General features: G+C 72.5%; 20 protein-coding genes. 12 read left to right on the top strand and 8 right to left on the bottom strand.

The features are described 5' to 3' along the window. Positions 1-46 precede the first annotated feature (46 nt). On the top strand, positions 47-517 hold the full coding sequence (locus ABWO84_RS14100) for a PaaI family thioesterase (RefSeq protein ID WP_353115626.1): 471 nt from the start codon (positions 47-49) through the stop codon (positions 515-517). Here ABWO84_RS14100 and ABWO84_RS14095 read toward each other — a convergent pair. Then, on the bottom strand, positions 498-1,604 hold the full coding sequence (locus ABWO84_RS14095) for a LacI family DNA-binding transcriptional regulator (protein WP_353115624.1): 1,107 nt from the start codon (positions 1,602-1,604) through the stop codon (positions 498-500). The two genes, ABWO84_RS14100 and ABWO84_RS14095, sit on opposite strands and share 20 nt — an antisense overlap. A gap of 139 nt (positions 1,605-1,743) precedes the next feature. Between ABWO84_RS14095 and ABWO84_RS14090 the strand changes: the two genes are divergently transcribed. The 4 genes from ABWO84_RS14090 to ABWO84_RS14075 are packed head-to-tail and all read left to right on the top strand — an operon-like array spanning position 1,744 to position 7,174. Continuing rightward, complete coding sequence (locus ABWO84_RS14090; RefSeq protein ID WP_353115622.1) at positions 1,744-2,925, top strand: glycoside hydrolase family 1 protein; 1,182 nt, start codon at positions 1,744-1,746, stop codon at positions 2,923-2,925. Positions 2,926-2,952: 27 nt separating this feature from the next. Beyond that, positions 2,953-4,245 (top strand): MFS transporter, encoded by a 1,293-nt coding sequence (locus tag ABWO84_RS14085; RefSeq protein ID WP_353115620.1) that lies wholly within the window; start codon positions 2,953-2,955, stop codon positions 4,243-4,245. Further along, entirely contained in the window at positions 4,242-5,882 is a 1,641-nt protein-coding gene (locus ABWO84_RS14080) for a CocE/NonD family hydrolase (RefSeq protein WP_353115618.1), read from the top strand. The genes ABWO84_RS14085 and ABWO84_RS14080 overlap by 4 nt, the downstream gene beginning before the upstream one ends. A gap of 38 nt (positions 5,883-5,920) precedes the next feature. Beyond that, positions 5,921-7,174, top strand: coding sequence for an APC family permease (locus tag ABWO84_RS14075; protein ID WP_353115616.1), 1,254 nt, complete (start codon positions 5,921-5,923; stop codon positions 7,172-7,174). On the opposite strand, the gene ABWO84_RS14070 is transcribed toward ABWO84_RS14075, so the two are convergent. Further along, complete coding sequence (locus ABWO84_RS14070) at positions 7,137-7,904, bottom strand: helix-turn-helix domain-containing protein (RefSeq protein WP_353115614.1); 768 nt, start codon at positions 7,902-7,904, stop codon at positions 7,137-7,139. The genes ABWO84_RS14075 and ABWO84_RS14070 overlap by 38 nt on opposite strands. 86 nt (positions 7,905-7,990) lie before the next feature. Between ABWO84_RS14070 and ABWO84_RS14065 the strand changes: the two genes are divergently transcribed. Then, entirely contained in the window at positions 7,991-8,515 is a 525-nt protein-coding gene (locus ABWO84_RS14065) for a VOC family protein (protein WP_353115612.1), read from the top strand. Here ABWO84_RS14065 and ABWO84_RS14060 read toward each other — a convergent pair. Genes ABWO84_RS14060 through nhaA form a run of 4 tightly spaced genes read right to left on the bottom strand, consistent with a single transcriptional unit; the run spans position 8,501 to position 12,495 of the window. After that, a complete protein-coding gene (locus ABWO84_RS14060) occupies positions 8,501-9,322 on the bottom strand; it encodes an SGNH/GDSL hydrolase family protein (protein WP_353115610.1) in 822 nt (273 codons plus the stop codon). The genes ABWO84_RS14065 and ABWO84_RS14060 overlap by 15 nt on opposite strands. 43 nt (positions 9,323-9,365) lie before the next feature. Further along, the gene (locus ABWO84_RS14055) at positions 9,366-10,625 is read right to left on the bottom strand and encodes a histidine--tRNA ligase (protein ID WP_353115680.1); all 1,260 of its coding nucleotides are present in this window, start codon (positions 10,623-10,625) and stop codon (positions 9,366-9,368) included. Between the two features lie 59 nt (positions 10,626-10,684). After that, positions 10,685-11,281 carry a MazG nucleotide pyrophosphohydrolase domain-containing protein gene (locus ABWO84_RS14050; RefSeq protein WP_353115678.1) on the bottom strand — a complete coding sequence of 199 codons (597 nt, stop codon included), beginning with the start codon at positions 11,279-11,281 and terminating at the stop codon, positions 10,685-10,687. Between the two features lie 47 nt (positions 11,282-11,328). Beyond that, on the bottom strand, positions 11,329-12,495 hold the full coding sequence (gene nhaA, locus ABWO84_RS14045) for a Na+/H+ antiporter NhaA (protein ID WP_353115608.1): 1,167 nt from the start codon (positions 12,493-12,495) through the stop codon (positions 11,329-11,331). Positions 12,496-12,581: 86 nt separating this feature from the next. On the opposite strand from nhaA, the gene ABWO84_RS14040 reads away from it, so the two are divergent. Both ABWO84_RS14040 and gdhA read left to right on the top strand, forming a co-directional pair. Continuing rightward, the gene (locus ABWO84_RS14040; protein WP_353115606.1) at positions 12,582-15,248 is read left to right on the top strand and encodes a phosphoenolpyruvate carboxylase; all 2,667 of its coding nucleotides are present in this window, start codon (positions 12,582-12,584) and stop codon (positions 15,246-15,248) included. Positions 15,249-15,377: 129 nt separating this feature from the next. Further along, entirely contained in the window at positions 15,378-16,748 is a 1,371-nt protein-coding gene (gdhA, locus tag ABWO84_RS14035; protein WP_353115604.1) for an NADP-specific glutamate dehydrogenase, read from the top strand. 74 nt (positions 16,749-16,822) lie between these two features. Here gdhA and ABWO84_RS14030 read toward each other — a convergent pair whose 3' ends face one another. Beyond that, a complete protein-coding gene (locus ABWO84_RS14030; RefSeq protein ID WP_353115602.1) occupies positions 16,823-17,422 on the bottom strand; it encodes a gamma carbonic anhydrase family protein in 600 nt (199 codons plus the stop codon). A gap of 205 nt (positions 17,423-17,627) precedes the next feature. Between ABWO84_RS14030 and ABWO84_RS14025 the strand changes: the two genes are divergently transcribed. Continuing rightward, positions 17,628-18,500: an SDR family oxidoreductase gene (locus ABWO84_RS14025; protein ID WP_353115600.1), complete on the top strand. Its 873-nt coding sequence runs from the start codon at positions 17,628-17,630 to the stop codon at positions 18,498-18,500. 13 nt (positions 18,501-18,513) lie between these two features. Here the strand turns inward: ABWO84_RS14025 and mfd are convergent, their stop codons facing one another. Next, positions 18,514-22,050 (bottom strand): transcription-repair coupling factor, encoded by a 3,537-nt coding sequence (mfd, locus tag ABWO84_RS14020; protein ID WP_353115598.1) that lies wholly within the window; start codon positions 22,048-22,050, stop codon positions 18,514-18,516. Between the two features lie 84 nt (positions 22,051-22,134). Here mfd and ABWO84_RS14015 point away from each other — a divergent pair, with 84 nt between their 5' ends. The 3 genes from ABWO84_RS14015 to ABWO84_RS14005 all read left to right on the top strand — a co-directional run bounded on the left by ABWO84_RS14015 (position 22,135) and on the right by ABWO84_RS14005 (position 25,106). After that, positions 22,135-23,568, top strand: coding sequence for an MFS transporter (locus tag ABWO84_RS14015; protein ID WP_353115596.1), 1,434 nt, complete (start codon positions 22,135-22,137; stop codon positions 23,566-23,568). 28 nt (positions 23,569-23,596) lie between these two features. Next, positions 23,597-24,172: a GNAT family N-acetyltransferase gene (locus tag ABWO84_RS14010; protein WP_353115594.1), complete on the top strand. Its 576-nt coding sequence runs from the start codon at positions 23,597-23,599 to the stop codon at positions 24,170-24,172. Between the two features lie 70 nt (positions 24,173-24,242). Beyond that, positions 24,243-25,106 carry an Fpg/Nei family DNA glycosylase gene (locus ABWO84_RS14005; RefSeq protein WP_353115592.1) on the top strand — a complete coding sequence of 288 codons (864 nt, stop codon included), beginning with the start codon at positions 24,243-24,245 and terminating at the stop codon, positions 25,104-25,106. Positions 25,107-25,205: the final 99 nt, after the last annotated feature.

Genomic DNA, 25,205 nt, shown 5'->3' with positions numbered 1-25,205 from the left:
CTCCACACGGCTTCGCCCCATGACCCGGGATCGGCAGACTGACGTCATGCGCATCACCCCCCGGCGTCTCGCCACCGGCATGAGCCTGTGGATCCCCAATCTCTTCAGCGGCATCCGCGTGCGACGTTTCAGCGACGACTGGACCCACGCCACCGTCGAGCTGCACGTGAACCTCTTCACGCGCAACTACGTGAAGACCGCCTTCGGCGGATCGATGTCGGCGATGACCGACCCGTACTTCTTCATGCTCGTGATGCACCAGCTCGGCCGCGACTACGTGGTCTGGGACACGAAGGGCGAGATCGAGTTCCTCAAGCCGGGACGAGGGGTCCTCACCGCCGAGTTCGAGGTGTCGCGGCAGAAGGCCGAGGAGCTCCGCGAACGCGCCCGCGGCGGCGCGAAGGTGCGGGAGTGGTTCGAGACCGTGATCACAGATCGCGAGGGCGACGTCGTCGCGAAGGTGCGCCGCGAGGTCTACATCCGGGAGAAGAAGCGGGTCACCGCGGCGCGGGACTGACCCCGCACCCGCACGAGCCCCGCAGCACGACCTCGACGGGGAGCGTCACCGTGCGCGTCGGAGCCCCGGCGTCGTCGAGCCGCTCCGCCAGCAGCTGCAGCGCGACCCTGCCCAGGAGCTCCATCGGCTGACGCACCGTGGTGAGTCCCGGAAGCATGAACCGGCCGGCGTCGATGCCGTCGAACCCGGTCACGATCACGTCGTCGGGCACACGGTATCCCGCATCGGCCAGCGCCTCCATCACGCCGAGACCCGTCTGATCGCTGGCGCACACGATTGCGCGAGGAGGGCGGCATCGCGCCAGGGCGCGACCGACCGCGGCGCGGGCATCGACGCGGGACCCGGTCTCCACGATGGTCGGCGGCACCTCCACGAGACCGCGCTCGCGCAGTGCCTCGTCGAACCCGCGGCGGCGGGCTTCGTGCTCGAAGCCCTCCTGCGGGCCCGCGAACCAGAACTCCCGGACGTCGTGGACGTCGGCGAGGTGTCCCGCGAGGGCACGCATCCCCCCCTCGTTGTTGACCAGCACGGCCCCGACGTCGACCCCGCCCGGAGCCGGCTGCGAGACCACGACGATCGCCTTCGCCCTTGCGAGCTGCTTCAGCTGGGCGTCGGGGAGAGTCGAGGGAAGGACGACGAGACCGTCGACACGACGGGCGATCTCGTCGAGCGCGATCCCGCCCTCCTCCCGCGGCTGCCAGCCGACGACGAGCGGCAGGCGCCGCAGGGTGCACTCCAGCTCCACCCCGCGCAGCACCTCGTCGGCGAACAGCGGGAACAGCCGGGGCCGCGTCGCCCCGGCGTCGTCGCGGACCACCGTCACCGTATCCGCGTCGCCCGCCTCCGGCATCAGCAGCTCGTCGGCCTCGTGGCCGCTGAACGAATAGAGGCCGACCGCGCCGGTGCGGCGCTCGGCGAGCCCTCTCGCCATCCCGCTGGGGAGGTATCCGAGCCGCTCGACGGCGGCCTGCACAGCGGTCAGGGCGGCCGGGCTGAGCTTGTCCGGGCTGCGGAAGTACCGCGACACCGTCGCCGTGGACACGCCCGCGGCCGCGGCGACGTCGTACACGGTCGTGGCTCTCGTCATCGGCGACGCCTCCTCGTTCTCCCGCGTCGAGCCTAGAGCACCGGGTCGTGGCGCCCCGCGTCTTGACTGCGGGTATGTACGCGCATACACTCATGCTGTCGCGATGATCGCGACCCGCCGTATGCCGCGAAGGAGCACCATGCCGCCCGCACGCCCGTCCTTCCCCGGAGGCTTCCTCTGGGGAGCCGCCACCTCCGCGCACCAGACCGAGGGCAACAACACCGGCTCCGACTGGTGGGCGCGGGAGAACGCGCCGCACCCCGATGTGCCGCAGCGCAGCGGTGACGCCGCCGACAGCTGGCACCGCTACGCGGACGAGATGACCCTGCTGTCCGACCTCGGCCTCGGCGCCTACCGCTTCAGCGTGGAGTGGGCGCGCATCGAGCCGGAACCCGGCCACCCGTCGCGGGCGGCGCTGCAGCACTACCGCCGGATGATCGAAGCCTGCCTCGACCTCGGGCTCCGCCCCGTGGTCACCCTGCACCACTTCACGAACCCCCTCTGGTTCGCCCGCAGGGGCGGATGGTCCGATCCCGGCGCCCCGGACCTCTTCGCCCGGTATGCCGAGTTCGTCGCGCCGATCCTGGACGACGTCGAATGGGTGTGCACGATCAACGAGCCCAACCTGCTCGCCGGCGCCCCGGACGATCCCCGGACCGGCGCCGCCCTCCCCTCGCTCGCCGCCCCCGACCCCGCGGCGACCGCGCACCTCATCGAGGCCCACCGCCGCGCGCGCGACGTGCTCGGCGGCCTGCAGCCGGGTACGCGGACGGGATGGAGCATCGCGGCGCAGGCATATCACGCGATGCCCGGCTGCGAGGACGCGATGATCGCCTACCGACGACCGCGCGAGGACGTCTTCCTCGAGGCCGCTCAGGGGGACGGCTTCATCGGCGTCCAGGCCTATCTGCGCACCTTCATCGACGAGCACGGCCCCGTGCCGGTTCCCGACGGTGTGGAGAAGACCCTGATGGGCTGGGAGTACTTCCCCCGGGCGCTCGAGATCGCGGTCCGGCACGCCTGGTACGTCGGCGGCAGGACCCCGCTGCTCGTCACCGAGAACGGCATCGCCACCGACGACGACGCCCGACGGATCGACTACACGCACGAGGCGCTGCGCGGACTCCACGCGGCGATGTCCGACGGCGTCGACGTTCGCGGCTACCTGCACTGGTCTGCGATCGACAACTACGAATGGGGATCGTACCGGCCGACCTTCGGGCTGATCTCCTGGGATCCCGAGACGTTCGCACGCACGCCGAAGCCCAGCGCGCGCTGGCTCGGCGACGTCGCCCGCACCGGCATCCTCCACCGCCCCTGACCCTCCGCCCCGACACTGGAGACGACGATGTCTGCTTCCGCCCTCGAACCCGCTCCCCCCACCGGCCTGCCCCTCGCCTCCGACGACGTCCCCGGCAGCAGGCAGACCTGGTGGTTCTGGGTCGCCTTCACCCTGACGTGGCTCGGCGGAGGCATCGCCCAGGGCATCGCGAGCGTGGCCGTGCCCCAGCTCCTCAAGGAGTGGGACCCGGCACAGGCCACCGGGAACCTCAGCGTGATCCTCACGGTCGGAGGCGCGGCGATCCTGGTGACCACACCGGTGTTCGGTCGCCTCAGCGACCGGTCGATGTCGCGCCTGGGGATCCGGCGTCCCTGGATCCTCACGGGTTCGCTCATCGCCCTCGCCGGCTACCTCGTGCAGGCCGTCGCCGGATCGATGCTGGTCCTCGCCCTCGGGGTGATCCTCGTGCTGATCGGCATGGGCGCGGTGTCGATGACGATCCACACCCTCTTCGCCGACCAGATCCGCCGGCGCATCCGCGCGATCATGTCCGCGGTCACCGGCGCGGCCTCGACCATCGGCGTGCTGCTCGGCGTCGCCCTGACCGGAGCGATCGCCTCGCTCGGCCAGGCCGGGATGTTCCTCATCCCCGGCGGTCTGTCGGTGGCCCTCTCGCTGACGCTGTTCTTCGCGCTCCGCGACATCCACCGCACCGCGCCCGCCGAGCCGCTGCGCTGGAGGGGCTGGCTGGAGACCTTCTGGCTGAGCCCCCGCCGCTACCCCGACTTCGCATGGGCCTGGGCGTGCCGCTTCTTCATGACCGCGTCGATCATCACGGTGACGAGCTATCTGTACCTCACGATCTCCAGCCGCTTCGGCCTCGAGGACCCTGCGGAGATCGCCGGCGTGCAGACGCAGGCGACGGGCGCCTTCACGCTGATGAACCTGCTGATGGCCTTCGTCTTCGGCGTGATCTCCGACCGGACCGGGCGCCGGAAGCCGACGGTCGTGATCGGGGCGCTGCTGAGCGCGGCGGGCCTGGTGCTCGCGGTGTCGTTCGGCGACGTCGGGTTCTTCCTCGCGGGCATCGCGGTCGTGGGCGCGGGTCAGGGCGCCTACATCGCCGCCGACGTGGCGCTGATGACCGAGTGCCTGCCCTCGACCGAGGACGCCGGGAAGGACCTCGGGATCGTCGCGCTCGCCTACCTCCTTCCGGGTATCGTCGTGCCCGTGTTCGGCTTCTTCCTCACCCGGATCGGCTCACCGACCGGGGAGAACTTCGTCGCCCTGTACATCGCCGCGGTGGTCATGGCGATCATCGCCGCGGTCTCGGTGACCCGCGTGAAAGGAGTGCGATGACCTCGCGCATCCGCCTCAACCGCGCCGCCCGCGGCGAGTACCGGCAGCTGTCCGGAGCCCCCGACGCACCGCCGGCCACGCACCGTCGCGGACGGGTGACACGCGGCATCCGCGTGTCCGCGGCCGATGGCGCCGCACTGCTCACCGACCATTGGCGCGCCGAGGGCGCGGGCGGCACGACGCTGCTCGTGCGCACACCGTACGGACGCGCGAACATGGAGGGCGTCGCCCGTTTCTTCGCCGAACGCGGCCACCACGTCGTGGTGCAGAGCTGCCGCGGGACGTTCGGCTCCGAGGGCGCGTTCGATCCCCTCCACGACGAGGCGTCCGACGGGCAGGCGACGCTCGCCTGGCTCCGCGCGCAGCCCTGGGCGACCGGCCCGGTGCTCTCCTGGGGCGGCAGCTACGTCGGCCTGACGCAGTGGGCGCTGTGCGAGGGCCCCCTGCTGCCCGATGCGATGGGCATCGCGGTGTCGGCCCGGCGCTTCGACGAGGCGATCCTCTACCGCGGCGGCGGGTTCTCGATGGACACCGTGCTGGCCTGGGCCGTGGCCCTCGACCTGCAGGAGCGCACTCCGCTGTCCCGACTGTGGGCGATGCTGCGATCGCCACGGCGTCTGCGGAGGGCGTCGTTCGCGGTGCCGCCGACCGACGCGCCGCACACGGCCCGCGCCGGGAGTCCGCGGTGGGTGACGGACTGGATCGAGCACAGCGACGCGGGCGACCCGTGGTGGCAGCCGCTCCACTTCGCCGACGATCCCGCACGCATCCCCCCGACCGTGCTCATGGCGGGCTGGCAGGACTTCTTCCTGGAGGGGCAGCTGGACGACCATCGCTTCCTCGTCGACTCGGGGGTGCCCGTGCGACTCGTGGTGGGCGACTGGGGGCACGGCGGGCCGGATGTGCTCCGCCGGGGCGCGATCGAGGCGTTGCGCGGGTTCGACGACCCCACCGCGGGCCCGGCCGTCTCTGTCGAGGTCAGCGGCGGGGCCGGGTGGCGCGAGCTCGAGGCCTGGCCGCCGCCGAGCGCACCGCAGACGTGGGAGGCGACCGCGGGCGGCGGGCTCGTCGAGAGACGCGACGACGCCTCGTCGACGACCGCCGCTGCCGCCCTCACCTACCGCTACGACCCCGCCGATCCGACGCCCGCCGCGGGTGGGCGCTCCCTCAACCCGTTCACCGCGGGCAGGCGCGACCAGCGCCGGCGCGAGCGCCGCGACGACGTCCTGGTGTTCACCGGTCCCCGTCTGGACGAGGATCTCCTGGCGATGGGGACTGCCGAGGTCGAGCTCACCGTGTCGTCGTCGCTGCCGCGCGCCGACGTCTTCGTGCGGCTGTGCGAGGTCGATGAGAAGGGGGCGTCGACGGGACTCACCGACGGCTACCTGCGGCTCGGGCCGGACACCGCCCCGGACGGCACCGGGCGGGTGCGGATCTCCCTCGCCCCGCTCGCGCATCGCTTCGCGGCGGGCCACCGGCTCCGGCTGCAGGTGTCGTCCGGAGCGCATCCGGTGCAGCTGCGCAATCCGGGCACCGACGACCCCGTGCGCGACTTCCGGCGTCTGCGCGCGAGCGTGCAGACGGTGTCCCTGGGCGGTGAGGCCCCGCTGCTGCTCCGCCTGCCTGTCGTGGACTGAGACACCCGGAGTTCACCCTCCGGTGGCACGATGAGCGGATGCCCCTGAGCCGCCGCCTCTCCCTCGCCGACGCCGTCGCGATCGGAGCCGGGTCGATGATCGGCGCCGGGGTGTTCGCCGTGTGGGGACCGGCGATCGGCGCCGCCGGCGCCGCCCTTCCGACGGCGCTCCTCATCGCCGCGTTCGTCGCGTTCTGCAACGCGACCTCGTCGGCGCAGCTCGCTGCGGCGCATCCCGTCGCGGGCGGCACCTACGCGTACGCGCGCGCCGAGATCGGTCCGTGGACCGGATACGTCGCGGGGTGGTGCTTCGTGGTCGGGAAGATCGCGAGCTGCGCGGCGATGGCGATGACGTTCGCCGCCTACGCGGCGCCTCCCGGGTGGCGGACGCCGCTCGCAGCCGCGGCCGTCGTCGCGCTCGTGGCCGTGAACTGCCTCGGGGTGACCCGCACGGCGCTCGCCACCCGCATCCTGGTCGTCGTCTCGCTGCTCGGCCTCGCCGTCGTGGTCGCCGCCGGGGCGTCGGCGTCCGGCGCGGCCTCCCCCGCGCCGCTCCCCGACGCCACCGCCTACGGGGTGCTCCAGGGGGCGGGCCTGCTGTTCTTCGCGTTCGCCGGCTACGCCCGCATCGCGACGATGGGCGAGGAGGTCGTCGCCCCCGCGCGCACCATCCCCCGTGCGATCGTGATCGCTCTGACCGGCGTCGTGATCGTCTACGCGCTCATCGGCGGAGCGGTGGTGCTCACCCTCGGCGCCGATGCCGCCGGGGCCGCCTCCCCGCTGACCGACGTGGTGTCGGCGGCGGGGTGGCAGGCGCTGGTGCCCGTGGTCCGGGTGGCGGCGGCCGCCGCCTCGCTGGGGGCGCTGCTGGCGCTGATCACCGGGATCGGACGCACGACGTTCGCCATGGCGCGCGACGGCGAGCTCCCCCGGCTGCTCGCCCGCGTCGATCCCCGCCGACACGTGCCGCGCAACGCCGAGCTGCTGGTCGGCGCGGTGGTCGTGGTCATCGTGCTGTCCGCGGATCTGCGCGGGGCCATCGGCTTCTCGTCCTTCGGCGTGCTGCTCTACTACCTGATCGCCAATGCATCGGCCCTCCGCCAGCCCGTGACGGCCCGCCGGTATCCGCGCCTGCTGGCCGTGCTCGGCGCGCTGGGCTGTCTCGTGCTGGTCGCCGCCCTGCCCGTCGAGGCGTCGCTGCTCGGCACCGCGGTCGTCCTGCTCGGCGTGCTGCTGCGTCTGATCACCCGGGCCGTCACCCGGCGGTCGCGGCGCGATACGACGAGGGCGTGAAGCCCAGCACCGCGCGGAACTCCGTGCTCAGGTGGGCGTGATCCGCATACCCGAACTCCGCGGCCACCGCCGCGAGGTCGCCACCGCCGGATCTCAGTCGCTCCGCGGCCTCCTGCAGGCGACGACGACGGATCATCGCCGCCGGGGAGAGCCCCACGTAGCGGTGCGCCATCCGCTGCAGCGTGCGCACCGACACGGCGAGACGGCCGGCCGCCTCCTCCGGCGTGCGGATCCCGGACGACATCAGGAGCGCGGACATCGCGTTCGCCTGCCGGGCGGCGGGCCCGATCTCGCCCGCCCTCGCGGACAGCCAGTCGGCGAGCACCGCCACGGCCCGCTCCCGGCGCCCCTCCCCCGACGCCATGGCGGCGGCGACGTCCCGCTGCAGCCCGGGCTCGGCGAGCGGGTGCGCCCGATCGCGCAACGACGCCGGATCCTCGGCGAGCGCGGCGACGGCGGCGGGCTGGAGCAGCGCGCCGACGGCCCACCCCGATCCCCGCAGATCCCGATGCGAGACCCGGGTGGTCGGCCCCGCGAGGATCACGCCCTCCGGCTCGACGACGAGGTTGAGGGCCGGGTACGCGACGATGTCCTGCCGGGAGGATCGTCCGGGTGCGATGTCCCATTCGGGGATCCAGAACCAGGCGGCGAGCTCCGGATCGGGTGCGCCGAGCCGGTGGAAGTCCGGCAGACGAGCCGGATAGAGCACGCCGCGGGTGGGGTCGACCATCCGCCCAGCGTACGCGCGCCGGCCTCCCTCAGGAGGTTGTCGCGAATCCACAAGCGCCGGCCGGCCGCCGTCTCTAGCCTGATGCCATGACCACCGAGAACATCGTCGGCGTGACCGGCGCGCACACCACGGACGGGCGCCCGCACGGCGCCACCTCGCTCACGCCCTTCCTCGCGATCCCCGACGCGAAGGGCGCGCTCACGTTCTACCGCGACGTGTTCGGCGCACGCGTGACGGACACCACCGAGTTCGACGGCGCGGTCGTGCACGCGGGACTCGACTTCGGCGCGGGCATCCTCCAGATCGGCGAGCCGAGCGCCGAGTACCACCTCGTCCCGCCGCCCTCCGGCGAGGACGATTGCTATTCGATCGGCCTCTACGTGCCCGAGGTCGACGCGCTGGTCGAGCGGGCGATCGCCGCCGGCGCGACCGTGCGGGAGGCGCCGTCGACCTTCGTCTCCGGCGATAGGTTCGCCAGCATCCGCGATCCGTTCGGCGTCCGCTGGTCGATCATGACCCGGGTGGAGGACCTCAGCGAGGAGGAGAGCGCACAGCGCGTGGCCGAGTGGGCGGCCTCCTTCTCCGCACCGCCGGCGTCAGCGGAGGGCTGATCCGCGGAGCGCCCCCTCGGCCGCCTCGGTCACCGCGGGCAGCAGCGCGTCGGCGGTGCGCCGGTATCCGAGAGCGCTCGGGTGGAACCGGTCGAGGCTGAACATCTCCTCCGGCTCGTCGAGGAACATCGGTCCCACCGCGCGACGCAGGTCGATCGCAGCCGCCCCGGCGTCCCGCGCCGCCGCCGCCTGCGCCTCGGCGAGCCGCCGGGAGAGACCGGAGGCGAGCGTGCGGAGCGGTTGCGGCACCGGCCGGAGCGCGCCGAGGTCGGGGCAGGTGCCCACCACCACGCACGCTCCGCGCTGCCGCAGCCGGGCGATCGCCGCGCTCAGATGTCCGATGGACACGGCGGTGGGGAGCCGGTGCGTCACGTCGTTGCCTCCCACCACGATGACGGCCACCTGCGGGGCGTAGTCCTCGGGCAGCGCGTCGAGCTGGGCATCGAGATCCGGCGACTCGGAGCCGACCACGGCGGCGGTGCGGAGACGCACCGGACGGCGGACCGACCGGGCGAGCCCCTTCGCGAGACGCCCGCCCAGGGTGTCCTTTCGGCGTTCCGCCCCCAACCCCGCGGCGAGGGAGTCGCCGAGCAGCAGGAGCTCGAGCGGCTCGCCGTCGAGACGACGGCGCCAGACGCGGTCCGCGCCCGGTGCGTCCTCGCCCAGCGGTTTGCCGATGCGGCGCCGGGCGATCGCCGCCTGCCGGGACAGACCCGTCCGCACGGTGATCGCCAGCGCGATCGCGGTCAGGAGTACGCCCCCGACCGCGACCGCCGTGGTCCGTCGGCGCTCGTCCTCTCGGTGCATGCCCCGATTCGATCGCGCCGACGTGAACGCCGCGTGAACGGGGTCAGCCGAGCGGCTTGACCTCGAGGGATCCCGCCGACTCTCCCGCGCGCACGCTCGCGAACCCCGTGTATCCATCCGCCGACGCCCGCTCGAGGAGGGCCTTGAGGTTCTTCGTGCGGCGCTCGAGGCGCACCCGGCCGGCCCGGGACAGAAGGGCGGCCTTGTGCGCGAGCAGCTCGGCGAGCGGCACGTCCGCGTCGTGCACGAGCACCACGGCCTCCGCGGCGCCGGCGTCCAGCGCCTCGACGAGGTCGACGATCCGCTCGAAGCCGATCGAGAAGCCGACGGCGGGCACCTGCTGACCGGCGAAGCGCCCGATCATGCCGTCGTAACGACCCCCGCCGCCGAGGGAGTAGTCCACCGAGGGGTGCGCCAGCTCCATGATCGTGCCGGTGTAGTAGCCCATGCCGCGCACCAGGAACGGGTCGAAGACCAGCGGGATCTCCCCCTCGGCGCTCCGCGACGCCGCGACGGCCTCGCCCAGCCCCACGAGGTGCGCCACGATCTCCTCCGGGGCGCCCTCCGGGAGGGCCTTGCGGATCTGCCGCTCGCCGTAGGGGGTGTACTCCATGGTCTGCGGGCGCCGGAGGAACGCGTCGAAGGCGTCCACCGCGGACGCCTTCGCGCCGCGGTCGCGCAGCTCGGCGACGATGCCGTCGGGACCGATCTTGTCGAGCTTGTCGATCGTGATGAGCACCCCCGGGCGCTCCTCCTCGGCGAAGCCGAAGGAGTCGAGCATCCAGTCCAGTGCGCGGCGGTCGTTCACGCGCACCGTGCCCCCGTCGAGTCCGAGGGCGTCGATCGTGTCGAGGGACGCCGCGATGAGCTCGGCCTCCGCACGCGCGCTGTCGTCGCCGATCACGTCGATGTCGCACTGCACGAACTGGCGGTAGCGGCCCTTCTGCGGGCGCTCGGCGCGCCAGACCGGCCCGATCTGGATCGAGCGGAACACGCCGGGGAGCTGACCGCGGTTGGTCGCGTAGAAGCGCGCGAGCGGCACCGTGAGGTCATAGCGCAGCCCGAGGTCGGAGAGGGCCGCCGGGTCGTCCGCCGCCGCACGGATGCCGTCGGCGTCGAGCCCGCGGCGCAGGATGTTGTACGAGAGCTTCTCGTTGTCGCCGCCGATGCCCGCGTGCAGCCGGTCGTACTCCTCGACGACGGGCGTCTCGATCTCGTCGAAGCCGTGCGCCCGGTAGCGCTCGCGGATGACGGCGAGCACGCGCTCGCGACGGGACTTGTCAGCGGGGAGGAAGTCGCGCATTCCGCGCGGCGGGTTCACGGTTGCCACGGATCCATCTTCCCAGGTCCGCGGGGATGCTCTCACGCGCGCTCGGCGGCGCGCACCTCGTCCTCGAGCAGGCGAAGTCGTTCGCGGAGGGCCCGTTCCGCATCCCAGCCGTTGGCACGGGCGTGCGCCACGAGGGCGAGCAGGGCGTCGCCGAGCTCGGCCTCGGAGGCCGGCCCCTGATCCGGGTCCGCCCGTCCGGGAGCCGGCACGACCGGGGCCGCGCGCCCGAGCATCTTCTGCGCGAGGGCGAGCGCCGGCATCCCGCGGGGGACGCCGTCGAGCACGCTGCGCCGCTCGCGCTTCTCCGCCGCCTTCGCCGCGTTCCAGTGCACGAGCACCTCCTCCGGCGTCGTCGCGACCGCATCGCCGAACACGTGCGGATGACGCCGCACCATCTTCTCGGCGAGCCCGCGCGCGACGTCGTCGACGTCGAACTCGGAGACCTCGGCCGCGATCGCGGCGTGGAACAGCACCTGCCAGAGCAGGTCGCCGAGCTCCTCACGCAGCTCCTCCGGCGTGCCGCCCTCGACGGCGTCGATGACCTCGTGCGCCTCCTCGATGAGGTACGGCACGAGATCGCGGTGCGAGATCCGCTGCGACCACGGGCACTCCGCCCGCACCCGGCGCATGGTCTCCGCCGCGGCGTGCAGCGGATCGTCGATGTCCAGAGGATCGGTCACGATGCCGCCTTCCCGAGAGACCGGTAGTGCCGCGCCCGCGCCCCGACGACCACGGCGGAGAGCGCGAGCGCGATGAGCGAGCCGCCCAGCACGCCGAGGATCGCCTGGTCGCGGATGCCCGGATCGGCGTCGAACGCGAGGTTGGCCAGCAGCAGCGACACCGTGAACCCGATGCCGCCGAGCACCCCGGCGGCGAGGAGGTCGGGGAGCACCAGCGCCGGAGGCTGGCCCTTCGGGCGGACCTGCATCGCGGCCCAGCCGAACAGAGTGATGCCGATGACCTTGCCCACCGGCAGCGCGATGAGGATCGCCCAGAAGGCCGGGGACAGCCCGTCCCCGCCGACCTGCGGGATGACGACGAAGGCGGCGGCGAACGCGAACATCGGCAGGATGATGCCGTTCACCCAGGGCTCCAGGGCGTGCCTGGTACGTTCCGCCGGCACCGGCGACATCACGAGCCCCAGCATCACGCCGGCGATCGTGGCGTGCACGCCGGACTCCGAGACCAGCACCCAGGCGGCCACGCCGGCGACGATCATGAGCAGGACGATCAGCCAGTGGCCGCTGCGGCCCAGCATCCGGCTCAGGATCGCGAAGGCCCCCACCGCGACGACCGCCAGCAGGAGCAGACCCCACTGCACGTCGTGGGCGAACAGGACCGCGATGAAGACGATGCCGATGATGTCGTCGAGGATCGCGAGAGCGAGCAGGAACACGCGCACGGTCGAGGGCAGTCCCCGCCCGAACATCGCGAGCACTCCGAGGGCGAAGGCGATGTCGGTGGCCGTCGGGATCGGCCACCCGGAGGCCGTCTCGGGCCCCCCCGCGATGAGCAGGTACACCGCGATCGGGACGAGCACGCCGCCGGCCGCCGCGACCGCCGGCTGCGCGGCCTTGTGCAGGCTGTCCAACTCGCCGTGCGTGAGCTCATGACGCAGCTCGATCGCGACCATGAGGAAGAAGACCGCCAGCAGCCCGTCGGCGATCCAGTCCGCGATCGAATGGTCGACCGCGGTGCCCGGGATGCCGAGGCGGAAATCGAGCACCTCCGCGATCGAGTCGTGCGCGGGGAGGTTCGCGAACAGGAGACCGAGACCGGCCGCGATCAGCAGGAGGACGGCCGGGAACTGCTGGCCGCGGAGGGCCTTCACCGAGATGCGCATCCCGTCCATGCTCTCACCCCGCACCGCGATCGCGGGTGCCCGTCATGCGGTCGGGACCCGTCCTCGGGCGGGGATACGCTCGAAGGATGTCCCCCGAGCCCACGAACACCGAGGCCATCCGCGTCATCTCCCGATTCGAGGCGTCCAGCGGCATTCCCGACGAGATGCGCGCCGACGTGCGCATGCTGGGCGGTCTGCTCGGCCAGGTGCTGAGGGAGTCCGGCTCCCCCGGCCTGTTCGAAGACGTCGAGCGCCTCCGCCTCGCGACGATCCAGGCCTACGACGAGGAGACCGACGCCTCCTTCCGCCGCGCCGCCGAGATCGCCGACTCGTTCACGATCGAGCGCGCCGACGAGGTCGCCCGCGCCTTCACGTGCTACTTCCATCTGGTCAACCTCGCCGAGGAGCACCAGCGGGTGCGCGTCCTGCGTGAGAGGGCGGGACGCCCTGGACGGGAGGACGCCGCCGACACCGTCGCCACCGCCTTCGCCCGGCTCTCCGAGGAGATCGGCGCGGAGGCCGCACGGCAGCGCCTCGACGGCCTGCGCTTCCACCCGGTGTTCACCGCGCACCCGACCGAGGCGCGCCGCCGCGCCGTCTCCAGCAGCATCCGCCGCCTGTCCGAGCTGCTCACGCAGCACGACGCGTCGAGCGACGGCGGGTCGGAGCAGCGCCGCGCGCTGCGGCGGATGCTGGAGGAGATCGACACGCTCTGGCGCACCGCACCGCTGCGGTCGCAGAAGCCGACGCCCACCGACGAGGTGCGCACCGTGATGAGCGTCTTCGACGAGACGCTCTTCACCACCGTCCCGCACGTGTACCGCCGGATCGACGACGCCCTGCGCGGCGAGGAGTCCGGCGCGTCCGCCCCGGTCGTGCCCGCGTTCGTGCGGATCGGCTCGTGGGTGGGCGGTGATCGCGACGGCAATCCCTTCGTCACCGCGAGCGTCACCCGCGAGGCGTCCGCGATCGCCTCCGAGCACGTGCTCCGCGGCCTGGAACGCGCGATCGAGCGGATCGGGCGCACCCTCACCCTCGACGCCGAGGACACCCCGCCCAGCGCCGAGGTGCAGGAGATCTGGCGGCGGTTCGCCGAGTCCGAGCCCCGCGCCGCGGACGAGATCGCCACGCGCTCCCCCTCCGAGCCCCACCGCCGCGCGCTGCTCGCGATGGTGCGGCGAGTGCGTGCCACCCGGCACGATGCGGCGGACGCATACCGCGACCCCGCCGAGCTGCTGACGGACCTCCGCGCGGTTCAGCGGTCCCTCGCGGACGCCGGCGCCCGGCGCCATGCCTTCGGCGGCGTGCAGCACCTCATCTGGCAGGTGGAGACCTACGGCTTCCACCTGACCGAGCTCGAGGTCAGGCAGCACTCCAAGGTGCATGCCCAGGCCCTCGCCGAGCTCGAGTCGGGCGAGCCGATCGGCGCGCAGACCGAGGAGGTGCTCGAGGTGTTCCGCGCGATCGCCGACATCCAGCGCCGCCACGGCCTGCGCGCGGCCGGCCGCTACGTCGTCTCGTTCACGCAGTCCGCCGCCGACCTCGCGGCCGTGCACCGCCTCGCCCGGTATGCGATGGGCGACGCCGCCCCGGTGCTCGACGTGGTCCCGCTCTTCGAGACCTTCGCCGACCTGCAGGCCGCACCCGCCATCCTCGCGGAGGCCGTCGGGACCCCGGAGTTCCGGGAGCGCCTCGCCGCGACCGGGAACCGCCTCGAGGTGATGCTCGGCTACTCCGACTCGTCCAAGGACGTCGGCCCGGTCGCCGCGAACCTCGCGCTCTACGAGGCGCAGCGGCAGATCGCGCAGTGGGCGCTCGGCCAGGGCATCGAGCTCACTCTCTTCCACGGCCGGGGCGGTGCGCTCGGCCGCGGTGGCGGCCCTGCGAACTCCGCGATCCTCGCCCAGCCGCCGCACTCCGTCGACGGCAGGTTCAAGCTCACCGAGCAGGGCGAGGTGATCTTCGCCCGCTACGGCGAGCCGGCGATCGCGATGCGCCACATCGACCAGGTCGCCGCGGCGACCCTGCTGGCCTCCTCCCCGACCGTCGAGCAGCGCACCAGCGGCGCCGCCGCCCGGTTCGCCGACGTCGCGGCGGTGATGGACACCGCCTCGCGCGAGCGCTTCTTCTCCCTCGTCGCCGCCGACGGCTTCGCGCCCTGGTTCGCGACGGTCACCCCGCAGGAGGAGATCGGGATGCTGGCGCTCGGCTCGCGTCCGGCCCGCCGCGGGCTCTCGGTCGAATCGCTCGAAGACCTCCGGGCGATCCCGTGGGTGTTCGCGTGGACCCAGGCCCGCATCAACCTCGCCGGATGGTTCGGCCTCGGTTCGGCCCTCGAGGCCGTCGGCGACGAGGAGCGGCTCGCCGAGGCGTACCGCGAGTGGCCGCTTCTGCGCACCATGGTCGACAACGTCGCCATGAGCCTGGCGAAGACCGACGAGCGCATCGCGCGGGAGTACCTCGCCCTCGGCGACCGCGACGACCTCGCGGCCCTGGTGCTCGACGAGCTCACGCTCACCCGCGCCTGGGTGATCCGGCTGACCGGCGGCGAGCGCCTGCTGGCCGGCAAGCCCGTGCTCCAGCGCGCCGTGCAGCTGCGGAGCCCCTACGTCGACGCGCTCTCGCTGCTGCAGCTGCGCGCCCTGCGCGGTCTGCGCGAGGCTCCGCAGAACGCGCCGCACGATCCGGATCTGCAGCGCCTGCTGCTGCTCTCGGTGAGCGGAGTGGCCGCCGGACTGCAGAACACCGGGTGACGCCTGGTCTCCGGACGAGTTGATAGGGCGCCCTAGTGGGCGTTGTAAGGTGAAAACTCAGCCTGATCCGGCGAAGCATCACGCGACACGATCGCTCGCATCCCCCATCCCTTTTCAGAAAGCACCCGCGTGACCGAAACCACCGCCGCTGACTTCCATCCGCTCGCTCCCGCCGCCCAGCCCGTCTTCGACGCGGTGCGCACGCTGAACCCGAACGAGCCGGAGTTCCACCAGGCAGTCCACGAGGTGCTGCACTCGATCGGGCCGGTGCTCGAGCGTCGTCCCGAGTACATCGACAACGGCGTGCTCGAGCGTCTCGTCGAGCCGGAGCGCCAGATCATCTTCCGTGTGCCGTGGATCGACGACGCCGGCAGGCTCCAGGTGAACCGCGGATACCGCGTGCAGTACTCCTCGGCCCTCGGCCCGTACAAGGGCGGGCTGCGCTTCCACCCGTCGGTGAACATCTCGATCATCAAGTTCCTGGGCTTCGAGCAGATCTTCAAGAACGCGCTCACCGGACAGGGCATCGGCGGCGGCAAGGGCGGATCGAACTTCGACCCGCACGGCAAGAGCGACGCCGAGGTCATGCGCTTCTGCCAGTCGTTCATGGGCGAGCTGTACCGCCACATCGGCGAGCACACCGATGTGCCCGCGGGCGACATCGGGGTCGGCGGCCGCGAGATCGGCTACATGTTCGGCATGTACCGCAAGATCACCAACCGTCACGAGTCCGGCATCCTCACCGGCAAGGGCATCGGCTGGGGCGGCGCGCAGGTGCGCACCGAGGCCACCGGCTACGGGGCGGTGTTCTTCGTGCAGGAGATGCTCGCCGTGCACAACGAGAACCTCGAGGGCAAGCGCGTCGCCGTCTCGGGCTCGGGCAACGTCGCGATCTACGCCATCGAGAAGGCGACCCAGCTCGGGGCCCGTGCGGTCACGGCGTCCGACTCCACCGGATACGTGGTCGACGAGGCCGGCATCGACCTCGGGCTGCTGCGCCAGATCAAGGAGGTCGAGCGCGGCCGGATCGTCGAGTACGCGAACCGCCGGCCGGGTGCACGCTTCGTCGAGGGCGGGAACGTCTGGGAGGTCCCGGTCGACATCGCCGTGCCGTCCGCCACGCAGAACGAGCTCGACGAGGACTCGGCCCGCGCGCTGGTCGCGAACGGCGTGCGTGCCGTCGCCGAGGGCGCGAACATGCCGAGCACCCCCGAGGCCGTGGGCGTCTTCCAGGACGCCGGCGTGCTCTTCGCGCCGGGCAAGGCCGCGAACGCCGGCGGCGTGGCGACCTCCGCACTCGAGATGAGCCAGAACGCCGCCCGTCAGCGCTGGAGCTTCGCCGACAGCGAGCAGCGCCTGCGCGGCATCATGGCCGACATCCACGACGCCTCGTTCCGCGCCGCCGAGCGCTACGGCACCCCCGGTGACTACGTCGCGGGCGCCAACATCGCCGGATTCGAGCGCGTCGCCGACGCGATGCTCGCACAGGGTGTCATCTGATCGACTCCTGAGACGCAGGACGGGGCGGGACGGGTCTTCCGTCCCGCCCCGTCCTGCGTCCTCGGGCGGAGTCCTCAGCCGGCCGGCAGGTCGTCGGCGTGCCGGGCGAGCGACCGGGCGTAGCGCTCGGTGAGCTGGACCATCAGGTCCGGGGTCTCACGGTCGACGCCGAAGACGTAGCCGGGGAAGTCGAGCTCGGGCTGCAGCGCCGCGATCTCCACGTCGCGGTCGGGCGAGAGCAGTTGGGCCGGGTCCCCCACCGCGACCCAGCCGATCGGCACGACGGTACCCTCGGGGAGCACGCTGCGGCGATGCACGATCGCGTTCACGCGGATCTCGCAGTTCTCGCCGACGCGCGCTCCGTTGAACACCCGCGCGCCGGAGGCGAGGAACGACTCCGCGCCGATGTCGGCGCCCGCCACCGAGGACAGGGTGCCGAGCAGCGTGTGCCGGCCGATGTGGACGGCGTCGGCGGCGGTGGCCCTGATCAGCGCGTTCTCCATCACGATCACGTGCTCGCCGAGCACGATCGGCCCGCCCTCGGCGGTGATCACGGCGCCGTGCAGCACCTGGCAGTTCGGCCCGATCTCCACATCGCCGGAGATCACGGCGGTGGGTGCGACGACGGCGGTGTCGTGGATCCGGGGCCGAGCCCCGAGGTGCTCGTAGATCATGCGGTCAGACTAGTCGTCCCCGGGCGCGAGCGCGCGGCATCCCCGCCGGGGCGCGTCGCGTCGTCCTGCCCTCCGCCCTCCGCCCACCTCGGACCGGACGCCCGGACTGCTACCGTGGGGGCATGCAATGCCGGTGAGTCTTTCCCCCGCCCTGCCGCGCGGCCGCCGCCGAGCGCGCCCCGGCCCTCTCGACCGAAAGACCACCATGACCTTCCCCCTTTCCGGAAAGACCGCCCTCGTGACCGGCGTCTCGCGCCGTGCGGGCATCGGATACGCCGTCGCCACAACCCTGGCCGCCCTCGGCGCGCACGTCTTCCTCCACCACCACCGGCCGCATGACCTCGACCAGCCCTGGGGCGGAGACGACCTCGACGCCGTGCGCGCCGGGATTTCCTCCGCCCTCGTCCCCGGGGCGCTGACCGGCGACCGTGCCGCCGACCTCCGCGACCCGTCGACGATCGAGCCCCTGCTCGATGCGGCGGCCGCGCTCACCGGCACGCTCGACATCCTGGTGTGCAATCAGGCGATGAGCGGCGGGGACGGCAGCATCTTCGACATGACGGCCGAGAGCCTCGACGCGCACTGGCAGACGAACGCCCGGGCGACGATGCTCCTCACCGCGGGGTTCGCCCGCCGCCGCCGGACCGGCCTGGGCATCGGCGGCGCGGCCGCCCGGCCCGGCGACCGGTCCTCCTCGGGCCTCCCGTTCGCGGAGCCCACGGGCCACGTGGTCTGGATGACCTCCGGTCAGGCCGACGGGCCGATGCGCGGGGAGGTCGCCTACGCGACGAGCAAGGCGGCCCTCGCCGGCGTCACGAAGACCGTCGCCGCCGAGCTGCTCGATGCGGGGATCGTGCTCAACACGGTCAATCCCGGCCCGGTGGACACCGGTTACCTCGATCCGGAGACGACCGACCGCGACCTGAGCTGGCTGCCGGCGTTCCTCGAATCGACCCCGTTCGGGCGCTTCGGACGCCCCGACGACCCGGCCCGCCTCATCGGATGGCTGTGCACCGACGCCGGCTCCTGGGTGGTCGGCCAGGTGCTGAGCTCCGACGGCGGGTTCTCTCTGCGCTGACCGCGTGCGCCGGTCAAGAAGCGGGGACGGAGGCCGGCTCCGGGAACAGCGCGGTGAAGAGGCTGCCGACCCACTCCATGAGATCCGGCCCCTCGGGATCGGGCATCGGCACCAGCAGCGCCTCCCCTCCGGCGACGAGCTTCGCCTTCGGGTACAGCCGCTGCAGCCTCACCTTCATCGAGTCGGGCAGGCGCGCGGGCGCGATCCGCAGGTTCGACCCCATCGCCACCACGTCGCTGAGACCGGCGCGGGCGGCGCGGCGGCGCAGACGGGCGACGGCCACGAGACCGGCGACCTCATCCGGCAGCGCGCCGTAGCGGTCGACGAGCTCCTCCACGACCAGGTCGATCGCGTCGTCGGACGCCGTCGCCGACGCCGCGGCCGAGAGCTTCTGGTAGGCCTCGAGCCGCAGCCGCTCGCTGTCGATGTAGAACTCGGGGATCCGGGCGTCCACGGGCAGCTCGAGCCGCAGTTCCACCTCCGACGAGGTGTCCTCGCCCCGGAAGGTCGCGACCGCCTCGCCGATCATGCGCAGGTAGAGGTCGAACCCGACGCCGGCGATGTGCCCCGCCTGCTCCGCGCCGAGCAGATTGCCCGCGCCGCGGAGCTCGAGGTCCTTCAGGGCGACCTGCATGCCCGATCCGAGATCGTTGTTCACGGCGATCGTCTGCAGGCGGTCGGCGGCGGTCTCGCTGAGGGGTTTCAGGTCGTCGTAGAGGAAGTACGCGTAGGCGCGTTCGCGGCCGCGACCGACCCGCCCTCGCAGCTGGTGCAGCTGGGACAGGCCGTACTTGTCGGCGCGGTCGATGATGATCGTGTTCGCGTTGGAGATGTCGAGGCCGGTCTCGATGATGGTCGTCGAGACGAGCACGTCGTACTTGCGCTCCCAGAAGTCGTCGACCACCTGCTCCAGCTGGTGCTCGCCCATCTTGCCGTGCGCGACCGCGATGCGGGCCTCGGGCACGAGCTCGGCGAGCTCCGAGGCGACCCGCTGGATCGACTGGACCCGGTTGTGCACGAAGAAGACCTGTCCCTCGCGCAGGATCTCCCGGCGGATCGCGGCGGCGATCTGCTTGTCGCTGCGGGCGCCGACGAACGAGAGGATCGGATGCCTGTCCTCCGGCGGCGTCTGCAGCGTGGACATCTCCCGGATGCCGGTCACCGCCATCTCCAGCGTGCGCGGGATCGGGGTCGCGCTCATGGCGAGGATGTCGACATTGGTCTTGAGCTTCTTCAGCGCGTCCTTGTGCTCGACGCCGAAGCGCTGCTCCTCGTCGATGATCATGAGTCCGAGGTCCTTGAACCGCACCTGCTCGGTGAGGATGCGGTGCGTGCCGATCACCATGTCGATCGAGCCGTCGAGCAGCCCATCGATGACCTGGCGGGCCTCTTTGTCGGTCTGGAACCGCGACAGCGGGCGCACCTTCACCGGGAACCCGGCGAACCGCTCCGCGAAGGTCTCCAGGTGCTGTTTGACGAGCAGCGTCGTGGGCACGAGCATCGCGACCTGCTTGCCGTCCTGGATCGCCTTGAAGGCGGCGCGCACGGCGACCTCGGTCTTCCCGAAGCCGACGTCGCCGGACAGCAGCCTGTCCATCGGGATCGGGCGCTCCATGTCGGCCTTGATCTCATCGATCGTCTGCAGCTGGTCGGGTGTCTCCGCGAACGGGAACGCCTCCTCCAGCTCGCGCTGCCACGGCGAGTCGGGCGCGAAGGCGTGCCCCTTTGCACTCATCCGCGCGGAGTAGAGCTTCACCAGCTCCACGGCGATGTCGCGCACGGCCTTGCGGGCCTTGCCCTTCGCGGCCGCCCAGTCGCTCCCGCCCATCTTCGACAGCGCGGGGGCCTCCCCTCCGACGTACTTCGAGAGCAGATCGAGCTGATCGGTCGGCACGAAGAGCTTGTCGCCGGGGAAGCCGCGCTTCGAGGGCGCGTACTCCAGCACGAGGTACTCGCGAGTGGTCCTGGTGGCGTTGCGCCCGCCGCTGGAGACCTCGCGCTTCGCCATCTCCACGAACCGGCCGATGCCGTGGGTCATGTGCACCACGTGGTCGCCCGGCTTGAGCTGCAGCGGGTCGACGACGTTCTTCCGTCGGGAGGCGAGCTTCTTCACCACGCGCTGGTCGCCGCCGATCGTGCGACCGTAGAACTCGTTGTCGGTGAGCACCGCGATGCGGGCCTCGGGCACCTGGAAGCCCGACTCGACGACGCCCGTCACCAGCGTCGCCACCCCGGCCTCCGGCTCGGAGGGGAGGTCGGCCACGATGCGGGCGGCGACGCCGCGGTCGCTCAGGACGTCGCGCGCGCGCTCGACGAGCCCCTGGCCGGAGGCGATGACGACCACGCGCCACCCCTCCTGCAGGCGATCGCCGACGAAGGCGATCGCGCCGTCGACGTTGCCGTGGAACGAGGGGATGATCGAGGCGTCGATGTTCGCGGCGTCGGCGTCGTCGCCCGCGAAGGCGCTCAGCCGCCACCACACGCCGCCGCGATCGCGGACGATCTCGCGCAGCCGGGCGATCGAGACGAAGTCGCCGGCGCCGAGGTCGATCGGCGCGGAGGCTCCCGACGTGGCCGCGCTCCACGCGGCGTCGAGGAACTCCCGGTTGGTCTCGCCGAGGTTCTGCGCCCGCGCGCTCGCCCGCTCGGGGTCGACGACCGCCGCGGCCGATCCCTCCGGCAGGTACTCGGCGAGGGTGACGAGCGGGCCCGCGACCGCGGGGAGCAGCGACTCCATGCCCTCCACGGGGATGCCCTCGCCCATCTTCTCGAGCATCGCCGAGATCGCCGGGTACTGGCCCACGAGCCCCCGCGCCTTCTCACGCACGTCGGCGGTGAGCAGCAGCTCGCGGCTGGCCGGCAGCAGGACCACCGGCACGTCGCCCGGCAGCGAGCGCTGGTCGGCGACGGAGAACGCCCGGATCTGGTCGACCTCGTCGCCGAAGAACTCCACGCGGGAGGGATGCTCGGCGGTCGGCGGGAAGACGTCGAGGATGCCGCCGCGCACCGCGAACTCTCCGCGCCGGGAGACCATGTCCACCCGGGAGTAGGCGCGCTCGATGAGCTGCTCGACCGCGTTCTCCAGCTCGAGCCCGCGACCGCCGACGCGCAGTTCGAGGGGCGCGGCGTCGCCGAGGTTCGCAGCCAGAGGCTGCAGGGCGGCGCGCACCGATGCCACGACGACGAGGGGCCGCTCCCCCGACCAGGTGGTGATCCGGCGCAGGGTGTCCAGCCGTCTGCCCACGGTGTCGGGGCTGGGGCTCAGCCGCTCATGCGGCAGCGTCTCCCAGGCCGGGAAGGTGAGGATCTCGGCGTCGTCGAGATACGCGCCGAGAGCCGCAGCCACCGACTCGGCGCGGCGTCCCGTCGGGGTCACCACCAGCACGGATGCCGGATGCCCGGCGGACGCGCGGCGCCCGAGCAGTCCGGCGATCGCCGGGGCGTCGAGCCCGTCGACGAGCGAGATGTCGGCATCGGTGCTCGACCAGCCGAGCACGTCGCGGTACAGGTTCGCCTCTTCCAAGGCGCGCAGAATCCCCGGAACAGTCACCCGTCGATTGTATGGCGGGCATCCGACATCGGCTCGACGGAGGCGCTTGACCTCAAGCATCCTTGAGGTTCTACGGTGATCGACGTGACCTCTGAGACCGATCTCCCCTCCGCGCCGGACACCGGCGACGTCCCCGTGCCCGCCGCCGGCTGGCGCGAGCTCTTCAGCGCCCGGCACATCGCCGCCGCCCTCGTGCTCGCGGGCGGCGTCGCCCTCTACGCGATGAACACGTTCGTCACCTCCGCGGTGCTCCCATCCGCCATCGACGACATCGGCGGCGGCCAGTACTACGCCTGGGTCACCACGGCCTACCTCGTCGCCTCCGTGCTCGCGTCGATGCTCGTGACCCGATTCCTCGGCGCGCTCGGCGCCGCACGCGCCTATCTCTCCGCCTTCCTCGTCTTCGCGCTGGGGTCCTTCGGCGCCGCGTTCGCCCCCTCGATGGAGGTGCTGCTGGCGACCCGGGTGCTGCAGGGCCTCGGCGGGGGCCTGCTCGCCGGCCTGGGGTACGCCGTGATCCGCACCGCGCTCCCCGTCCGGCTGTGGACGAGGGCCGCCGGTCTGATCTCGGCGATGTGGGGCGTGGGCACGCTCATCGGTCCCGCCCTCGGAGGACTGTTCGCCCAGCTCCAGTTCTGGCGCGGGGCCTTCGGGCTCATCGGCGTCGTCGCCCTGCTCCTCGGCCTGCTGTCGGTGCGACGGCTCCCCGCCCACGACGGCGAGAACCACGCGCTCGGAAGGGTCCCGGTGTGGTCGCTCCTGCTGCTCGTCCTCGCCGCGGCGGCCTTCAGCCTGTCCTCGATCGCGCCGGTGGGGCCCGCGACGGCCGCCGGCCTCGGCGCGGGCACGCTTTTGGTGGCCGGATTCGTCGCCGTGGACCGGCGCACCGGATCGTCCGTCCTCCCGCACATCACCTATCGGCGCGGCAATCCGCTGAAGTGGTTCTACCTCACGATCGGCGTCCTCAGCGCCGGAGGGATGCTGGAGATCTTCCTGCCCCGCTTCGGTCAGGAGCTCGCCGGGATGGGCCCGCTGCTGGCGGGCCTGTTCGGCGCCGCGATCTCGGTGGGGTGGAGCGGCACGCAGATCCTCAGCGCGAGCGTGGACGACGAGCGGGTCGTGCGGCGGATGATGCGCCTGGGCCCGGTGCTCATCGCCGCCGGCCTCGTCCTCTTCGCCGTGCTCCAGCAGCCCGGCGCCGGGCCCGGCCTCGTCTGGGCCTGGGCGGGCGCCCTCGTGCTCGCCGGCACGGGAATCGGGCTCGCGTTCCCCCATGTCAGCGTCGGAGCGATGCGCAGCACCGACGACCCGGCGGAGGGCGCCAAGGCCGCAGCGGGGGTGAGCACGGCGCAGCTCATCGCCAACTCGATCTCCTCCGCGCTCGTCGGCGTGCTCGTCGCGGTGGGCGGCCCCGCCGCGGAGGGCTCGTCCGCCACGATGGCGGCGGGGATCGCGGTGCTCGCGGGCGTCGGGGTCGTCACGATCTCGCTCGGGCTGCGCGGTCTGCGCCGGGGATGAGCGCGCCGGGATCCCCTACGATCGGTGGATGGAACCGGTCACCCTCCGCACGGAGCGCCTCGTCCTCAGCATCCCGACCTCCGCCGACGCGGAGGCGATCACCGCGGCATGCCAGGACCCCGAGGTGCCCCGCTGGACGACGGTGCCGAGCCCCTACTCCCGCAAGGACGCCGAGGAGTTCGTGGCGAAGGTCGCCGTCTGGTGGGCCGACCGCGCCGAGACCGTCTGGGCGATCCGGCGCGACGGCGGGCTCGCCGGGATGATCGGGCTGCACGACATCGCCGACCACCCCGGCGGCGCGGACGCGGAGATCGGCTTCTGGGGCGTCGCGGACTTCCGCGGCCAGGGCCTGATGACCGAGGCCGGGCGCGCGGTCGTCGACTGGGGATTCGCGGAGCTGGGACTCGCGCGCATCGGGTGGCGCGCGGTCTCCGGCAACGTCCCGTCCGCACGCACCGCCCGCGCACTGGGCTTCCGCTACGAGGGCGAGGCGCGCCTGGCGCTCACGAGCCCCCGCGGACGCGACGACGGCTGGTTCGCCGGGCTCCTCGCCTCCGACGACCGCGCCCCGGTCGCCTGGCCGGTCCTCCACCCGGAGGCATGAGGACCGGCTCGGTCGTCCACCCGCTCACCCGGGGAGTGCGGATGTCCCCGCCCGATGGCAGGATGAACGCATGCCTGAGATGCCGGAGGTGCAGGGGCTCGTCGGCCACCTCGCCGAACGCGCCGTCGGGCGCACGATCACCCGCACGGCGGTGGGGGCGATCGCGGCCCTGAAGACCTTCGATCCACCGGTGACCGCGCTCACCGGCGCCGTGATCACCGGCGCCTCCCGGCGGGGGAAGTTCATCGTGCTCGACTGCGGTGCCGAGCTGCACCTCGTGTTCCACCTCGCGAAGGCGGGGTGGCTCCGTTGGTACGACGAGCTGCCCGGCACCCTCATCAAGCCGGGGAAGAGCCCGATCGCCCTGCGCGTCGCGCTCGACGACGGCAGCGGCTTCGATCTCACCGAGGCCGGCACCAAGAAGTCGCTCGCGGTCTACGTCGTGCGCGATCCGCAGGACGTCCCGGGGATCGCCCGCCTCGGCCCCGACCCCCTCGATCCGACGTTCACCCGCGACGCGCTCGCCGCGCTGCTCGCGGGGCGTCGCACGCAGATCAAGGGCCTGCTCCGTGACCAGGGTCTGATCGCGGGGATCGGCAACGCCTACTCCGACGAGATCCTCCATGCGGCGAGGATGTCGCCCTACGCGCCCGCGGCGAACCTCGGCGAGGCCGACGTCGACCGGCTCTACGAGGCGATGCAGACCACGCTGCGCGAGGCCATCGCCGAGGCCGCGGGCAAGCCCCCCGCGGATCTCAAGGACGCGAAGCGCCGCGGGATGCGGGTGCATGCGCGCCGCGGCGAGGCCTGCCCGGTGTGCGGCGACACGATCCGCAGCGTCTTCTTCGCCGACCGCTCTCTGGAGTACTGCCCGACCTGCCAGACCGGCGGGAAGCCCCTCGCCGACCGCCGGCTGTCCCGCCTCCTCAAATGACCGCCCGTCTCGGCGTATGACGGGGAATGAAACGCGGACAGCTGCGTTGAGTAGACTCAGAGCATCAACGTGCTCCGGGGTCGGTGTGAATCCGAACCG

Origin of the sequence: Microbacterium sp. (assembly GCF_040394595.1) — a bacterium.
GTDB lineage: Bacteria > Actinomycetota > Actinomycetes > Actinomycetales > Microbacteriaceae > Microbacterium.
This window is presented reverse-complemented; position numbering and strand designations above follow the sequence as displayed.

Excerpts from the sequence above, each read along its gene's own strand:
- ABWO84_RS14085 (WP_353115620.1), top strand. The coding sequence starts at position 2,953 with ATGTCTGCTTCCGCCCTCGAACCCGCTCCCCCCACCGGCCTGCCCCTC.
- ABWO84_RS14070 (WP_353115614.1), bottom strand. The coding sequence starts at position 7,904 with ATGGTCGACCCCACCCGCGGCGTGCTCTATCCGGCTCGTCTGCCGGAC.
- nhaA (WP_353115608.1), bottom strand. The coding sequence starts at position 12,495 with ATGCGCATCTCGGTGAAGGCCCTCCGCGGCCAGCAGTTCCCGGCCGTC.
- ABWO84_RS14010 (WP_353115594.1), top strand. The coding sequence starts at position 23,597 with ATGGAACCGGTCACCCTCCGCACGGAGCGCCTCGTCCTCAGCATCCCG.
- ABWO84_RS14005 (WP_353115592.1), top strand. The coding sequence starts at position 24,243 with ATGCCTGAGATGCCGGAGGTGCAGGGGCTCGTCGGCCACCTCGCCGAA.
- ABWO84_RS14095 (WP_353115624.1), bottom strand. The coding sequence starts at position 1,604 with ATGACGAGAGCCACGACCGTGTACGACGTCGCCGCGGCCGCGGGCGTG.
- ABWO84_RS14060 (WP_353115610.1), bottom strand. The coding sequence starts at position 9,322 with ATGCACCGAGAGGACGAGCGCCGACGGACCACGGCGGTCGCGGTCGGG.
- ABWO84_RS14055 (WP_353115680.1), bottom strand. The coding sequence starts at position 10,625 with ATGCGCGACTTCCTCCCCGCTGACAAGTCCCGTCGCGAGCGCGTGCTC.
- ABWO84_RS14065 (WP_353115612.1), top strand. The coding sequence starts at position 7,991 with ATGACCACCGAGAACATCGTCGGCGTGACCGGCGCGCACACCACGGAC.
- ABWO84_RS14030 (WP_353115602.1), bottom strand. The coding sequence starts at position 17,422 with ATGATCTACGAGCACCTCGGGGCTCGGCCCCGGATCCACGACACCGCC.
- ABWO84_RS14090 (WP_353115622.1), top strand. The coding sequence starts at position 1,744 with ATGCCGCCCGCACGCCCGTCCTTCCCCGGAGGCTTCCTCTGGGGAGCC.
- ABWO84_RS14040 (WP_353115606.1), top strand. The coding sequence starts at position 12,582 with ATGTCCCCCGAGCCCACGAACACCGAGGCCATCCGCGTCATCTCCCGA.
- ABWO84_RS14050 (WP_353115678.1), bottom strand. The coding sequence starts at position 11,281 with ATGCGCCGGGTGCGGGCGGAGTGCCCGTGGTCGCAGCGGATCTCGCAC.
- ABWO84_RS14100 (WP_353115626.1), top strand. The coding sequence starts at position 47 with ATGCGCATCACCCCCCGGCGTCTCGCCACCGGCATGAGCCTGTGGATC.
- ABWO84_RS14080 (WP_353115618.1), top strand. The coding sequence starts at position 4,242 with ATGACCTCGCGCATCCGCCTCAACCGCGCCGCCCGCGGCGAGTACCGG.
- ABWO84_RS14075 (WP_353115616.1), top strand. The coding sequence starts at position 5,921 with ATGCCCCTGAGCCGCCGCCTCTCCCTCGCCGACGCCGTCGCGATCGGA.
- ABWO84_RS14025 (WP_353115600.1), top strand. The coding sequence starts at position 17,628 with ATGACCTTCCCCCTTTCCGGAAAGACCGCCCTCGTGACCGGCGTCTCG.